19 protein-coding genes are annotated in these 14924 nt (G+C 44.6%); 11 read left to right on the plus strand and 8 right to left on the minus strand.

All coding sequences use genetic code 11. The features are described 5' to 3' along the window. The first annotated feature begins 43 nt into the window (after positions 1–43). The 8 genes from MKY35_RS03385 (at position 44) to MKY35_RS03420 (ending at position 6553) form a co-directional block, all read left to right on the plus strand. On the plus strand, positions 44–655 hold the full coding sequence (locus MKY35_RS03385; RefSeq protein ID WP_039270554.1) for a pyridoxamine 5'-phosphate oxidase family protein: 612 nt from the start codon (positions 44–46) through the stop codon (positions 653–655). A 199-nt stretch (positions 656–854) separates the two neighbouring features. Further along, positions 855–1439: a TetR/AcrR family transcriptional regulator gene (locus tag MKY35_RS03390; RefSeq protein WP_342446592.1), complete on the plus strand. Its 585-nt coding sequence runs from the start codon at positions 855–857 to the stop codon at positions 1437–1439. A gap of 113 nt (positions 1440–1552) precedes the next feature. Then, positions 1553–1654 carry a hypothetical protein gene (locus MKY35_RS03395; RefSeq protein ID WP_014599460.1) on the plus strand — a complete coding sequence of 34 codons (102 nt, stop codon included), beginning with the start codon at positions 1553–1555 and terminating at the stop codon, positions 1652–1654. A 351-nt stretch (positions 1655–2005) separates the two neighbouring features. Further along, positions 2006–2461: a MerR family transcriptional regulator gene (locus MKY35_RS03400; RefSeq protein ID WP_039270608.1), complete on the plus strand. Its 456-nt coding sequence runs from the start codon at positions 2006–2008 to the stop codon at positions 2459–2461. A 40-nt stretch (positions 2462–2501) separates the two neighbouring features. Beyond that, positions 2502–3713 (plus strand): MFS transporter, encoded by a 1212-nt coding sequence (locus MKY35_RS03405; RefSeq protein ID WP_029515832.1) that lies wholly within the window; start codon positions 2502–2504, stop codon positions 3711–3713. Between the two features lie 27 nt (positions 3714–3740). Further along, positions 3741–4169, plus strand: a complete 429-nt coding sequence (locus MKY35_RS03410; protein WP_039270609.1) for a universal stress protein — start codon at positions 3741–3743, stop codon at positions 4167–4169. Between the two features lie 42 nt (positions 4170–4211). Further along, complete coding sequence (locus MKY35_RS03415) at positions 4212–5630, plus strand: aldehyde dehydrogenase family protein (protein WP_342445597.1); 1419 nt, start codon at positions 4212–4214, stop codon at positions 5628–5630. Positions 5631–6097: 467 nt separating this feature from the next. Next, positions 6098–6553: a DinB family protein gene (locus MKY35_RS03420; protein ID WP_342445598.1), complete on the plus strand. Its 456-nt coding sequence runs from the start codon at positions 6098–6100 to the stop codon at positions 6551–6553. A 256-nt stretch (positions 6554–6809) separates the two neighbouring features. On the opposite strand, the gene MKY35_RS03425 is transcribed toward MKY35_RS03420, so the two are convergent. The 4 genes from MKY35_RS03425 to MKY35_RS03440 all read right to left on the minus strand — a co-directional run bounded on the left by MKY35_RS03425 (position 6810) and on the right by MKY35_RS03440 (position 9480). Then, the gene (locus MKY35_RS03425; protein ID WP_342445599.1) at positions 6810–7604 is read right to left on the minus strand and encodes an SDR family oxidoreductase; all 795 of its coding nucleotides are present in this window, start codon (positions 7602–7604) and stop codon (positions 6810–6812) included. A gap of 84 nt (positions 7605–7688) precedes the next feature. Further along, on the minus strand, positions 7689–7976 hold the full coding sequence (locus MKY35_RS03430; RefSeq protein WP_342445600.1) for a DUF1330 domain-containing protein: 288 nt from the start codon (positions 7974–7976) through the stop codon (positions 7689–7691). A 154-nt stretch (positions 7977–8130) separates the two neighbouring features. After that, positions 8131–8481: a nuclear transport factor 2 family protein gene (locus MKY35_RS03435; protein ID WP_342445601.1), complete on the minus strand. Its 351-nt coding sequence runs from the start codon at positions 8479–8481 to the stop codon at positions 8131–8133. A gap of 87 nt (positions 8482–8568) precedes the next feature. Beyond that, on the minus strand, positions 8569–9480 hold the full coding sequence (locus tag MKY35_RS03440) for a YafY family protein (RefSeq protein WP_342445602.1): 912 nt from the start codon (positions 9478–9480) through the stop codon (positions 8569–8571). A gap of 362 nt (positions 9481–9842) precedes the next feature. On the opposite strand from MKY35_RS03440, the gene MKY35_RS03445 reads away from it, so the two are divergent. Further along, positions 9843–10409 (plus strand): NAD(P)H-dependent oxidoreductase, encoded by a 567-nt coding sequence (locus tag MKY35_RS03445; RefSeq protein WP_342445603.1) that lies wholly within the window; start codon positions 9843–9845, stop codon positions 10407–10409. Between the two features lie 124 nt (positions 10410–10533). On the opposite strand, the gene MKY35_RS03450 is transcribed toward MKY35_RS03445, so the two are convergent. From MKY35_RS03450 to MKY35_RS03460, 3 genes are all read right to left on the minus strand, one after another. Then, a complete protein-coding gene (locus MKY35_RS03450) occupies positions 10534–10743 on the minus strand; it encodes a hypothetical protein (protein ID WP_342445604.1) in 210 nt (69 codons plus the stop codon). 237 nt (positions 10744–10980) lie between these two features. Next, entirely contained in the window at positions 10981–11487 is a 507-nt protein-coding gene (locus tag MKY35_RS03455; RefSeq protein ID WP_342445605.1) for a hypothetical protein, read from the minus strand. A gap of 384 nt (positions 11488–11871) precedes the next feature. Beyond that, complete coding sequence (locus tag MKY35_RS03460) at positions 11872–12336, minus strand: AbrB/MazE/SpoVT family DNA-binding domain-containing protein (protein ID WP_029515828.1); 465 nt, start codon at positions 12334–12336, stop codon at positions 11872–11874. Positions 12337–12908: 572 nt separating this feature from the next. Between MKY35_RS03460 and MKY35_RS03465 the strand changes: the two genes are divergently transcribed. Together MKY35_RS03465 and MKY35_RS03470 are read left to right on the plus strand one after the other, a co-directional pair. Next, complete coding sequence (locus MKY35_RS03465) at positions 12909–13280, plus strand: MerR family transcriptional regulator (RefSeq protein WP_029515827.1); 372 nt, start codon at positions 12909–12911, stop codon at positions 13278–13280. 264 nt (positions 13281–13544) lie between these two features. After that, complete coding sequence (locus tag MKY35_RS03470) at positions 13545–14309, plus strand: MerR family transcriptional regulator (RefSeq protein ID WP_342445606.1); 765 nt, start codon at positions 13545–13547, stop codon at positions 14307–14309. A 97-nt stretch (positions 14310–14406) separates the two neighbouring features. Here the strand turns inward: MKY35_RS03470 and MKY35_RS03475 are convergent, their stop codons facing one another. Then, entirely contained in the window at positions 14407–14883 is a 477-nt protein-coding gene (locus tag MKY35_RS03475) for a hypothetical protein (protein ID WP_029515825.1), read from the minus strand. Positions 14884–14924: the final 41 nt, after the last annotated feature.

Below are 14924 nucleotides of genomic sequence, written 5' to 3' on the forward strand. Positions count from 1 at the left end.
TCTGAAATGTATCATTGGTCAATAGATGGAAGGAGAGTTCACTATGAGAAGGAAAGAATTTGCGGTGGCAGAACTAGAGGAAATAGAGCAGTTTCTAAGCGAGGTCAGTTTCGGATTTTTAGGCATGAACAGCGAGGATGGTTTTCCGCGTGTAGTTCCCTTGAATTTCGCTTATGGAAATGGCGTTTTTTATATTCATGGCAGCCGTGCTGGAGAAAAGATGGAACGGATGAAAGAGGATAATCGGGTTACTTTTTCAGCCGCCAAAGAATATGCGCTCATTCCATCTTATTTTACGGATGAACATATGGCATGTCCGGCGACTTCATTTTTTAAAAGCATTACCGTGCGTGGTCATGCGGAGCATGTAGTGGATTTGGAAGAAAAAGCATCGGCCTTTTCCATTTTTATGAGTAAGCTGCAACCGGAAGGCGGGTATGACACGATTGATGCTAGCGATTCTCGGTATGCTTCACGTTTGAAAGGGGTCGCTCTGATCAAAATTGTACCGGAGGATTGGACCGCCAAGTTTAAATTCGGTCAAAATGTCAAAGATCAGGAACGTCAGCGAATTATCGACGGCTTGCAACAACGGGGGCTGGATGATGATCTGACGACGATTGAGATGATGCGCAAATATTGTCCTCATCACTGAGCGTAATAAATCCTGCTCGCTCACCATCGGATTGGTTAATTATACCTTGTAGGGAGATGCCCTTGATTTTCCGAAACTTTCAGTCCTTCCGTATTAGGACTTTTGAAGGACAGGTATATATCATCCTCAAGCCCGTTGTTCTTACTGCAAAGGAACTTTATAATACGATAGATTTGTGGCGTAAGGGGGCAAGACCGTGATGGGAGCAGGAGTCAGAAGTCAGGAGAGTCGACGGTTGTTACTGGAAGCAGGGGCTGAAGAGTTCGCTCAGACGGGGTTTTATCAGACAAAGGTAAGTTCGATCGCGGCACGCGCAGGATTGACGCAGCCGGATTTTTATATTCATTTTGAAAGCAAGGAACAGATGTATGATGAGCTTGTGGAGAGCTTTCGTACTTTGGTGAATGAAACGGTACAAAGCATGAAGATAGGCCCGGATCAAAGCGAAGCTGAAATTTTGCAACGGGGACAAGTGTTTCTGGAAGCTATTTTTCGCGTGTTGTCTAATAATCCGGCGATCACTCGTGTCGGATTTTACCAGGCGGCAGACTCAGTGCGCATTAAGGCGGAAATGGCCGAGCATATCAAAAAGCATCTACTGGCGGCGCAACGATGGGGCTCCTGCCGTGAGGAACTGGACCCTGAACTGACAGCAGAATGCGTGATCGGCTTGATTGAACGGCTGACGTTAACGAAATTGCTGCCTGGACGTGAAAGTCCGTCTGTGCTTGCCAAGCAGGCACGAAACCTCCTGTATTACGGTATGCTCGGATCTGAAGAATAACAGGACTGTACAACCCCAACCTAGATTTGGGCGGCAGGCGCGGCATTTGTCCCTATCATGGATGACGGCATAAGCATAAGATGCTTTTGTAAACCATGAAGGGAGGAATCACCATGTCTGGAGTAGGCGCTGGTTATGGAGCTTTTACATCTACAGGAGCGATTCTGGTACTTTTCATTCTGCTCGTTATTATTTCCAAAGCATTCGTCATCTAATTCGTAGCTCATGAATCTGATTTCGGGCGATTTGTTGTAATCGACAGAGGGAGGAGGAACTTAAGATGGGTGAAGTAGAAAGAGGTTGCGGTGGTGGCGGCTATAACATGTTTACTTCCACTGGTGTTATTCTGGTACTCTTTATTTTGCTGGTTATCATCACACGTACCATTTTCATCTAAAGCGATAATCATGGGCTTGAGCGCCGATGCTTCGGGTCTATGACCGTGCAAACCAAACTAGGAACCGTCTCCAACAGGGGCGGTTTCTTTTTTGCGTAAAAGTTTACGTTGACGTTAACGTTATAGAGGCGTAGTATTTATATATAATCTTTTTCATAAGGTGGGTGTCATGGTTACGTATAAAATTGATGAGGTCGCCAAGCAAAGTGGTCTGACGAAGCGAACCATTCGTTATTATGAGGAAATCGGATTATTGCCCTCTCCGCAGCGCAGTGAAGGGAATATGCGGCTGTATACGCAGGAGGATGTGGATTTACTAAAAAAAATAGTGAGTGCTAAGGAAGTACTTGGATTCTCCTTGCAAGAGCTTCAGCGTTACATGTCCGCAGCGGAAATGCTCAAGGGCCAGCGGGAGGAATATCGCGAACGAACGGAGCATTTGCAACCGAACGAGCGACGGGCCATGTTGGAGGATATGGAAGGTACACTGAACGAACAGTTGGAATTAATGGAGGGAAAAATCAACAGCATCCGTATGCTCCAGACTGAGTTGGAGGAGTTGCGGGTCAGGGTTCGTGAACGCAAGATCCTTTTGGATGAGGAACTTGATCACGACCCATCATAACAAGAACATTTACATTCAGATGTGGAGGTAACATCATATTATGAGTTCACAACATGCATTACCTGAAGAGTTAAAAGAACGCTCAGGCTTGCTGTCTCAGCCCAAAGCGGTATGGGCGGTTGCCTTTGCTTGTGTTATTTCATTTATGGGCCTGGGATTGGTCGATCCGATTCTTCCGGCCATTGCTGATCAGCTTCATGCTACGAAAAGCCAAGTGTCATTGCTGTTCACCAGCTATAATCTGGTAACAGGCGTCGCGATGCTGATTACAGGCGTCGTATCTAGTCGATTGGGTGTCAAATGGACACTACTAACCGGGATTTTATTTATTATTGTGTTTGCCGGACTGGGTGGCACGGCCAATACAGTTGGCGGAATTGTAGGCTACCGAGCAGGCTGGGGTTTGGGGAACGCTTTGTTTATCGCAACAGCGCTGTCTGCGATTGTAGGTCTGTCTACTTCTGGAACAGCTAAAGCAATTATTTTGTATGAAGCGGCCTTGGGCCTCGGGATTTCAGTCGGTCCGCTACTGGGCGGTGAGTTAGGTTCCATTTCCTGGCGTGGTCCGTTTTTCGGTGTAGCCGGACTGATGGTAGTGGGATTTTTGTTCATTACGTTTATGCTGCCTTCGATTCCAAAGCCCAAAAAACGCGGTTCCATTGCTGATCCGTTCAAAGCGCTTAGTTATCCAGCTTTACTCACGCTCGGCATTGTAGCGTTGTTATATAACTTTGGATTTTTTACGTTGATGGCGTATTCTCCATATGTAATGCATCTGGACGAGCATGGTTTGGGTTATGTATTTTTTGGCTGGGGAATTATGCTGGCCTTTACCTCGGTGTTTGTAGCACCAAAGATTCAAGCACGCTTGAGCGTGGTATCTTCCATTAGTATCATGCTGACGCTGTTTGCCATTGATTTAGGTGTTATGGCGATTGGGACGGTAGCCGGTTCGCCAACGACTGTCATTGTCGCCGTCATTGTAGCTGGTATTTTCCTGGGGATTAACAATACATTGATTACAACTGCTGTTATGCAGGCTGCTCCAGTGGAGCGCTCGACAGCATCTGCAGCCTACAGCTTCATGCGGTTTTTGGGCGGGGCCATTTCGCCGTGGCTTGCAGGGAAGCTGTCAGAGTGGTACTCAGCAGAAACCCCGTTTTATTTTGGAGCATTGATGGTACTGATTGGTGTAGTTGTGCTGATCGGACGTCGTCGACATATGCAGGATATTCAGGTGGATGCACACTAAGATCGAACTTCTGAGGAGGAAAAGAGGATGAGCGAATACAAACATATTCTGGTCGCGATTGATGGTTCGGAACACGCGATGAGGGCGTTGGAGACCGCCAAAACGTTGTCTAAGCAGCTTCAGGGGAACCCGCATCTGACTGTATTGCATGTAAACCCGGCTTTATCCATGAATGAGCCCCCGATTGGGGTCGATGTGGATGAGCGGATCGAAGAGGAAGGTCGTCATATCCTGGAACCTGCATCCGACTATTTAAAGGACGCGGACATCCCTTGCCGTATGTTGGCGGGTCATGGTAATCCGGCGAGTATCATTTGTGAAATTGCAGATCAGGAAAAGGTGGATCTGATCATTATGGGAACACGGGGAAAAGGACTTGTTTCTGAAATGATACTGGGCAGCGTGAGCCATCATGTGATTCAGCATGCACCTTGTCCGGTGCTGACGGTAAAATAGATGGTAAAAGAGACGTTAATATAGAGAAAAGGAGGAAAAAGCATGCAGCAGCATTTATTTATTGGAGGAGAATGGAAGGTAGCTTCAACGTACGCGACGTTGAAATCACCGTACTCCGGGGAAATCATTGCTGAGGTGGCAGAGGCCACGCCAGAGGATGCCAAGGCTGCTATTCAGGCGGCCTCTGATGCACGCTCGGAGATGCGATCCATGCCAGCGCACCAGCGGTCAGCCATTTTGGAGAAACTGGCTGACCTGCTGGAAGAGCGGCGTGAGGATGCAGCGCGCATCATTGCACGCGAAGCGTCAAAACCATGGAAAGCTGCGCTGGCGGAGGTTGACCGGACGGTGCAAACCTACAAGTTCGCAGCTGAAGAAGCCAAACGGATTCACGGGGAAACCATTCCGCTGGATGCCGCACCGGGCGGCGAGGGCCGTATGGCCTACACGCTCAAAGAACCTGTCGGAGTAGTAGGGGCTATTACACCATTTAACTTCCCGATGAATCTGGTTGCTCATAAAGTGGGTCCCGCACTGGCAGCAGGCAATACGGTCGTATTAAAGCCTGCGGAGCAGACGCCGTTGTCGGCTTACTTAATCGCGGAGCTGCTGGAGCAGGCTGGATTGCCTGCGGGCGCTCTTAACGTGATCAGCGGCGATGGTAAAACCATTGGCGACGTACTTGTCACTGATCCGCGCGTCAGCTATATCACTTTTACCGGTAGCCCGGCGGTTGGTACAGAAATTCGCTCCAAAGCTGGCTTGAAGCGGGTCACGCTGGAGCTGGGTTCCAACGCGGCCGTTATTATCGACCGTGATACGGATGTGGAAGCGGTCATCGACCGTTGTGTGAGTGGAGCCTTTGCCAATCAAGGGCAGGTGTGCATATCAGTTCAACGTATTTACGTTGTCGATGAACTGTATGATACCTTTGTATCCCGATTTATAGAAGCAACTCAACGTTTAAAAATGGGAGATCCGCTAGAGCCGGACACGGATGTATCTGCGCTTATTTCAGCCAAGGATGTCGAACGTGTCCGTGAGTGGCTGGAAGAAGCGGTTCGAGCAGGTGCGAGAATCGCTCTGGGTGGCCAAGTCAAGGGAGGTATTTTGGAGCCGACGGTTTTGCTTAATGTGGACCCGACTTCCAAGGTATCCTGTCGTGAAGTGTTTGCCCCGCTTGTGCTGATTCATTCTGTTAGCTCTATAGATGAAGCCGTAAACCATGTGAATGATTCGATCTATGGTCTGCAGGCGGGAATTTACACACGTAATATCACGACCGCGCTGGATGCAGCAGACAAGCTTGAGGTTGGCGGCGTGGTGATCAATGACATTCCAAGCTTCCGTGTCGACCATATGCCGTATGGTGGTGTGAAGCAAAGTGGCACCGGACGCGAAGGCGTAAAGTATGCTATGGAAGAAATGCTGGAAACAAAGCTGATCGTTATTAAACGGTAGTAGTTATATAAAAGCCTATCTGATGGACATAGATAATACGTTTTGCGTATGTCTGCTCATTAGATAGGCTTTTTTGGCATCTTCTGCGTGATTGTCAGATGAAAATAAAGTGTTTTCTTAGTGCTAGATTAAGATAAGGCTCCTTTAAATCACTACTGCTACCCGCGTATGTTCTTTAATTAATATTTAAAAAATGGAATATAATAGCGGATGGTCGTAGCCCCAAAAAGACAATAACAAAATAGACCTAGCCAAATGATTTTTTAAAAAAGGCAGTGCCTGAGAAGAGTTATGAAATTAAAGTATCAAAGATCTTTCAAGGCTAAACGTAAAGCACGTTTCTCCTTGGAAGTTTACAGCAACAAGGAATTCACCCCAAAAAAGGTTGTTTTAGTTCATTCAAATGATTAAACTAACGGTTAACAGTAGGTTCAAGTAATCGATGAGATGAAGAGGGGGAAACCGAAATGAAGACGATCAAGTGCATGATGGACCACCTGTACTGGGCGGACGGACGCATCTTGGACGCGCTCGAGGAGAGTGAGACGAAGAACAAGGACCTTCTGAAGCTGGTTCGGCACGTCGCGGTCGCGGAACGAGTCTGGCTGTCCCGATTGCAGGGCAAGGGCAGCGCGCAATATTCGTTGTGGGGGGAAGCTGAAGACCTGTCGGCGATCCGGACGATGTTCGAAGAAAACGCCGAACAATATCGTGTCTATATCGAAGGGCTCGAGGAATCCGAGTTGGACGAGATGATCGACTATGCGAACCAGAGCGGGGTTCCGTTCCGAACGTCCGTCCGGGACATCCTGTTGCAGGTCCTCTTACATGGGCAATATCACCGGGGACAGATCAACCGGGCACTTCGGATCGAATCGGCAGAGCCTGCCCAAGTCGATTACATCACGTTCGCGAGGCTCTGAAAAGTTCCGCAATGAGAAGGAATGGAAACGCAGTAAAACCGAAATATCCTACTGCATAAGAAATGGCAAAGGTAACTCAGGATGAACTTAGGCAAACTCTAATTGCGATTGGAGCAAAATCGGCTGCTACAAAGCCTCCACGGTTTTAGCAGAGCTGTTTAGAATCAAAGAGAGCCCATACCCTTATAAATTGGAAAATTAATTTGCTTCCAAATATGGTTATGGGCTTATTGATAAAGCGTATTTAACTTGAGTTTTAGACCGTTGGAACTGTTCCACCGTCAATATTATATTCACTTCCTGTAATAGAAGCGGCCCGGTCGGATACCAGAAAAGCAACAAGCTCAGCGACTTCTTCTGGTAGTCCTGGACGACCAATTGGAATTCCTCCCAACGAGTCCATCAGTTGCTTTAATGCACTTTCTCGGTCACCTGTCGTCTCAGCAATCCGATCAATCAAACTTTGTGCAGCCTTCGTTTCGATAAAGCCTGGCGCAACTGTATTAATACGAATGCCTTGAGGCGAAAACTGCTTGGATAACCCTTTGCTGTAAGTAGTTAAAGCTGCTTTGGCTGCAGCATAAGCCAATGTTGCATCATATAGCGGCAAGCGACGTTGAATGGATGAAATATGAATAATAACACCGGCTCCCTTTTCAACCATAGCCGGCAGCAATCCACGGTCTAAACGAACAGCAGCAAACAGATTGGCGTTAAAAGTTTGCTGCCAATGCTCGTCTGTCAAGATAAGAGCTCCCCCGGATGGGGCTGATGAGCCTCCAACATTGTTGACAAGAATATCTACACCGCCTAGGCGCTCAAGAACACCGTTTACTACTTTATCTACACCTTCAGGCGTACTAATATCGGCTGGAATAAACAGGTCCGGATTTTCTGAATTAGCTGGAGTAGTTCGAGCCGTAGTTATTACGGTAGCACCTGCAGCCGTAAGTCTCTTAGCAATAGCCTCTCCCATTCCTTTGGTACCGCCCGTGACCAAGGCCTTTTTGCCTTTAAACTCACTTAGAATGTTTTCTAATTGAAAACTCATGCGAATAATTCCTCCTGATTTTCACAATGTGGTTGAGAAATACCTCTGGGGATCTCCACTCCGAGTTCACTTGTCCTGCGAACCTTACAAACTAGCGACAATGACGCCCCGGTACCGCCCTCCGCGCAGTCGATGCTTTAGGGCTTTTTGGTAGGCTGGACTAAAATACCAAGCTTGTGCTTCCTCAAAAGTGGGGAATTCCAGGATGGCCAACCCTTCAATATCGGGTCCTTCGAGGACCTGGTATGCGCCATACATTGCTAGAGGTTTGACGGAATGTCCCGCCAAACCTGCCGGTGCCAACTGAGAATAGAGTTGGAGTTCAGTTTGATCGGTACTCTGTTCACGTATAAAAACAACATAAGCGGACATATGGGTTTTCCCTTTCTTGTTTTTTCAGGATTTTGCAAAATTCGATTCCAACCGCTCCGAAGTGCAAGATATAGACGAACTAAACCATCTCGATCTATATCTTGTTCATTGGAAGTCGCTTATGGGATTTTTGCAAAATCCTCTTTTAATTACTTTATGGAAGTGTAATAATCAGTTCTTTAATTTTATTGTTGTTTACTAGAAATTGATGTTTGAGTAGGAGTGGATCGGGAAGATTCGATTTATCAAAGTCTCCGTCTACTTTCGCAGTTACGACGACGGTATTATTTGTGTCATCCGTATCCACGATCTCGAAGGTGACATTCGGCCCCAATATTTCTGCTTCACACCATGATTTTATGGCATCCATACCTTTGATTTCGCGATGGTTATCCAAGATCAACGCATCTTTATCGAAAGCGGAAGTAAATGCTTCAAGTCGGGATTTGTTCGCTGATGTAAAGTAAGTTTCTACTGCTGGTGGCATGGGTCTATGTGGATTCATTGATTCTTCAACCTCCTATGGTGAGATGTTGTGAGCGATAACTTCAAACTCATCATAGCAGTGATAATATGACTACATGGTGTCATATTATAGAGGATCATTTAAATTTCTTTTCATCGTTTCTAAATGAGACAATATTCTTGTACGTACTTGTTCGGGGCTAACTTCTATAAGGAGGGGACCAAAGGACAGCAGATAACTGTCCAGCCAATTGCCTACAGGAAATTGTGCCGTAATGGAATAAGAGCCGTCTTCCTTCTGAGTAATTGTTTTCTCGGCAAATTCATCGTATACGCGGTAAGCTCCTTGAGCAGAAATATGAAGAGTTACTTCAATGGTATGAAGCAAGTTGTTCATCTTTGTATCTGTAGATGCTACCACCGTTCTTGGCTCATAACTAATTTCGGTAACTGCAATCTCTTTCATTCGGCTAATCTTAAATACACGATGACTTTCGGTATTTAAACAGTAACCTTCCACATACCAGGATTTATCTTTAAACAAGAGCTTGGCAGGTTCGACGCTACGATAACTCTGTTCCCCGGCGACGTTATAATAGCGGAACTTTATAACATGGTTTGTAATTATTGCGTTGCGTATGAGTGTAAATAGCTGTCTCTGACTGTTTTGGCTTCCCCATGGCGAAAAATCTACCTCGATCCAGTTACCCATGTCTTTTTTAAAAAGCCTACTCAATTTGTTCAGCACTTCTTCTACCTGTGGAATGGTAGCGGTGGCCACACTCTGAAGGGCCATTAAGATATCATCTTGTTCCTGCTCGGACAGTAAAGAGGTGTTAAAGACATAACCCTCCATCAATGATATTCCGCCACCCTTGCCTCTACTGCTGTAGATGGGAATCCCAGCTGCGCTTAAGACATCTATGTCCCGATAAATGGTTCGTGTGGAAACCTCAAAATGTTCTGCCAATTCATCAGCAGTCACTTTTTTCTTATGGAGTAACATATAAATAATTTCAAAATGTCTGCTTAGTGGCATACGCTTCACCTCTCTAGGAGCATACACCTAATAACATGGCATTATAAAGTCATATTAAGTGATTGTTTGACACCACACCCTAATGGACATCAACTGGGGGACCAATCTTTTATATAAAGTTGAACAAAAAGCACTTGCAAAGTAAAAAGGAATAAACTATACTGAGACCAATCATTAGTAATTGATCAATCACTAACTAAATTAACAAGCAATGGAGGTGCTATTTATGAGCAGGATACCGCTCAAGGTTACTCAAACGTATCTTTATCGGAACTATGGATTGAGCATATTCAGTTAATTGAAGGTGTACAAAATTAAGTGATTGATCAATCACTTACTTTAAAATAAATGGAGGAAAAACAATGAAACATCTTATTATTTACGCACATCCATCTGAGGGAAGTTTTAATCATGCGATTTTGAACACAGCAGTCGAGGGGCTAAAGCAAAAAGGACATGATGTGGTTGTTCGTGATCTATATGCAATCAATTTTCAACCTGTGGTTAGCAGCAGTGAGGTCATTGGAGGCATTGGAGAAGATGTTGTACGGGAGCAGGAGTATTTGCAATGGGCAGAGGTAATCACCTTTATTTATCCTATTTGGTGGACGGGGATGCCAGCTATTATGAAGGGGTATATTGACCGCGTATTCTCCTACGGATTTGCTTATAAATATGAAAATGGAGTGCAGATGGGACTGCTCAAGGGAAAGAAGGCTATTATCCTCAATACGCAGGGAAAATCACGTGCGGAATATGCCAGCATTGGTATGGATCAAGCACTTCGCTTGACGTCCGACAAAGGCATATTTGAATATTGTGGACTTGATGTCATGTATCATCTATTTTTTGAGTCGGTACCCCAATCTGATGAAGATACGCGTAAAGAGTGGCTTAACCAGATTGCAGACATGGCTAGCAGATCCTAATATTTATGTTCAGAGCCAGTGGCTAACCCAAAAGGCAACGCGTGCATTTGCAGGCGACGCCTTTTGGTTGGTCCAACATTGAATGTGTTCCAATCGACAACTCGCTTATGACAAGTGGCAATTGCTATAATAAGGGTTGGATATTAGTTTTTTCGATTTTTCCGATTGGCGCTACGAGATCCACTGGAAGGCCACTGTGATCCACCGCCTTGGCTCCCACCCTGACGCCGCTTTGTCCTGGAATAGAAGGCATGCTTGGATAAGGGCCTTGAGCCTGACTGATTTGAGTAACATCAATATAAGACTGTGTGCCATTAGGATATAGCACTAACATAGATTTGTTAGCGGGATCTACGCTTTTACGAAAGCAACAATCTGTTGACCACTCACAGTAAAAATCCCCCATAAATTAACAAAATTGCTCACTTCAGTAGTGGTTGCGAAATGTGGTTGTAACGGCCCCATCGAACGGTGAGAAGAATGTTTTGACAAGGCATCATATGTGCAAACGTACTCGTTGGAATGGGCAATGTTGCTACAAATCGAGATAAATGCATCTTAGAGAATTTAGTTAATCAATTGAAACAATTTGCCATGCGCCATCTTTATCCTTTTCAAAGTAAAAGGTATATCGTATATCGGGTGAATATCCTTCTTCATTATTCAGCCGTTCCCCTACAACGGGTATCAATGTCCGATTATTTTCTTTTATAGCTTCAGCGATACCAGTAAACTTCACCGGATGATCGAAGAGGTAATCGTGACCTGTTCCAACGTCTGGACCGAGCGTAGCATGGAATTGTTCCAAATCTTTTGACACGAAGGCAGCTATTGCAGCTTTGAGTTTTGTTATCATGGCATCTTCAATTAGAGGATCTTTAACATCATTCCATTTGATCTCGTCTAAGCTTTGCAGGGCGGCTGGTTGATCTGTTCCTTCTTTGACTACCGTTTCTGAGGTTGTTGGTACTGTTTCATTGGTAGATGTATCTGTTGTTTCCTGCTTTCCACAACCAGCAAACACACTTACACTTACGGAAAGTATAAGAATAGAAATAATTTGAGCAGGTTTGTTCATATTAGGTTCACACATCCTTTCTCTTTCTATAAAACGAATATTATTTTTTATGAGGAGAAGATGTAATGAAATGACGAAAAACTGACGAAAAGGAAAAGTATAGGATGTTTTACTACAGAAAAATGAATAAATAAATGAAATGACCTTCTCTAATTAAAGAAGGTCATTTTTTAATTCAGGAACCAATATTAAATGTAGCACTGCCTTTTGCTATAGGCGTTCTCGCTTGTAAGTCATTCAGTGGGTCTTTATACCTGGTTTGGAATTTTCGCATGGACGTTTTTGCATTTTGTCGGTTAGCTATGATGCTGCGTATCACGGTTCAAAAGTAGCTGTACATGATGAAATCACTGGTGTATATCTATGTAGGGTATCAAGCTGTGGTTATAGCATTTTTTTGAGCTGGGATATACGGGCTTGGGAAACCTCAAGTATTTTGGCATATTCGTGCTGTGCTGCATTGGGGTGTTTTTGCATTAATTCTTTTAGACTTTCGATCATCTGTTGTGTCGATCGCCGCAGACGTTTGGACTCTTTATTAGATCGTTGTGAGTTGGATAAAGCTGATTTGGCTGGTCTTAGGACTGGGCTGAAATTTACCCCCTTCTTTAAACTCTCAATACATTCCCCGCAAATAAAGCTGTCTCTAAAATAAGTTAATTGTTCTGTTGAACCACACATTTTACACGTCACCCCAGTATATTTTCGAAAGGCGAGAATGCCGGTTTCCTCATCTGCAAAAATCTCAACAGGATCACCCACATTATAATCCATGGAAATTCGCATTTCTTTGGGAATAACGATACGGCCTAACGCATCTAGGGGACGTGTCATACCTGTACTTTTCAAATGATAACCTCCTTTTTTATATCCTTATAATACTAAATAGTTATGATAAAAAAGAATAGGCTTAGAGAAGCAATCGCATATATTTAGTAAACTGTTGAAAAGTATACAAGTAATTACCGATATATGTTTATTTATTGAGGGGTGTGTGAGGGTAATTATAAAGAATTACCGATATATATTCATAAATAATATTCTAGTTGGCAATAAAATTTTTAGTAATACCGGATAAGGAGCAAGCTGTGGTGGCAATCGATTCCCATGCTGTATGAGGTGGCGTTTGGTGTGTAGAATTGGACGAAATATAAGGCGGTGCGGGTATGAACTCGATTAGCACGTGAAGGTCTTCAGACCGACCAGATTGTGGACGATATTATCAGCCATGTTGACGATTTTCGTTATGAGGCACAAATGCCCACGTTCTATTTTCTGTCCGGACTGACGGGCAATAAGAAGGTTGCCTCGCTGCTGCAAGGTAGTAGGAATCTTAATTTTGCACTCTTTACTATGAAAACTTATACTTATCGTTAAAGCTGACTTGAAGAGAAAATAAAAGAATGAGGAGGGGAATAACCATGTACTCCATTAAAGAAGTTCAAATCAAGAGTGGATTACCCGCATCTACCCTTCGTTATTATGAAAAAGAAGGTATATTACCTGATGTCGGTCGGGATGAAGGTGGAAGAAGGGTATATACCGAAAAACAAATCGATTGGATCAGGTTCCTTATGGCCATGAAAGATACAGGGATGACCATTGAAGAAATTAAGGCATACCTTGAGCTAAATGTAAAAGGAGAAGCCACAATCCAAGAGAGAAGAGATTTCCTTGTAGCCCACAAAAAGAAGGTGGAAGAACATGTGGCACAAACGCAGCACAATTTGGAGAAAATTATTCAAAAGATAGCTTTTTATGATCGTGTGGTTATGGGAAAAAGCCTCTCTTAGGTATCGTTTGATCTGTAAATAGTGGTTAAGTCAAATCGAATATATGGAGCCCCCGGCATATTTGAAAATACGCGTTGGTGGGCTTTTTTTGCATAGTTATCTAAAGATGCCGATTGTAGGTCGCAAGTATGAAAAATGGTTGGCAAATGAGCGGTTCACAATGCGCTTATAGGGTAAAAGTGTAGTACCAAGGTGGGCAAGTGGGGGCGTTGACTCTCACGCCACGTGAGACTGTAGACTGTCAAGCAAGGGAGGTGAAGCGGAATGGCTTATACGGTGAAGGAAGTATCTAATCTGTCGGGAATCAGCGTACGAACCTTGCATTATTATGATGAAATAGGATTGCTGAAACCGCATCATATTGGAAATAATGGATATCGCTATTACGAACAGGAACAACTGTTGAGGCTTCAGCAAATCATGGTATATAGGGAACTGGATTTGCCTTTATCTGAAATTGGAAATGTGCTGGAGCAAACCAAGGAACAAAAGGCCGAGGTTTTGCAAGAGCATCGAGCCAAGGTCGAGGCCAAAGTCTTCCGCTTGCATACTCTCCTACAAACCATCGACGAAACGGTGGCTCATTTGAAAGGGGAACAAGCAATGAAACCAGAGCAAATGTACCAAGGGTTTAACCCGGAAAAGCAGGAAATGTATGAACATGATTTGACAGACCGTTATGGTCAAGAGGCTCAGAAAACAATTCAGGAGAGCAAGACGGCGACGAAGAACTGGAGCAAAGAGGATTATTTGGATTCGCAGGCAGAGGCTGACCAGATTCATCGACGGCTGGCTGAAGCCATGAATAAAGGATTGAAGCATAACAGTGAAGAAGTACAGGCGCTGATCCGCCGTCATCTTCAATGGGTAAGCCGATTTTATACTCCTACCGCAGAAATTTATAGCGGGCTGGGAGACTTGTATGTCGAGCATGAGGATTTCAATAAAATGTATGAAGGCTATCGCCCCGGGCTGGCTGAGTATTTGCGAGACGGAATGAAGGTGCTGGCCGAACGGGAATTAAACTAGCAACAGCTGATGAAAGGGCTTAAATGATATGAAAAAGAGGTGAACAACAAGCCGATCCGACGGCCTGCTGTTCACCCTTTTTTTTGTGTAAAACAGCTTACATGCTGCTTGGTACTGTTCTCATGCCTTGCTGACTGCTGTTTCCGAACTGCTGCATGTTACCACTGCCTGCAAAATGCTGTCCGGTCGACCCCATATGCTGCGGAAAGCTGTGATTCATGTGGCTTCCTGCACTAAAGGTGGATGGTTGCATACTACGGGAAGCATAGTTATCGCCAAATCCAGGCTGAGTCATTTGGCTGCTCGAGCGGATAGTGTTTTCCAGCTGACTACACAGTTGAATAACTTGTTGGTATTGTTGCATAGCTTTTTGGTGGTCCTGGATTGCGGTTTGGATCATTTGAGCTGCATTACGTTCACGTTGCATCAGGTTTTCAAGGCTGGATGCATTTTGTTGCTCTTGTTGCAGCAACTGCTGATACATGGCGGTTCCTTGCTGTGTTTGTTGTGCCAATTGCTGAATAATTTGTTCACATTGATGAAGTTGTTGTTGTGGAGCCATGTTGTTGAACATTGATCATCAATCTCCTTCGCCGGATAGTTTTGGGTTTCAGA

It is taken from the genome of Paenibacillus sp. FSL L8-0638, from assembly GCF_038593075.1.
GTDB lineage: Bacteria > Bacillota > Bacilli > Paenibacillales > Paenibacillaceae > Paenibacillus > Paenibacillus polymyxa_D.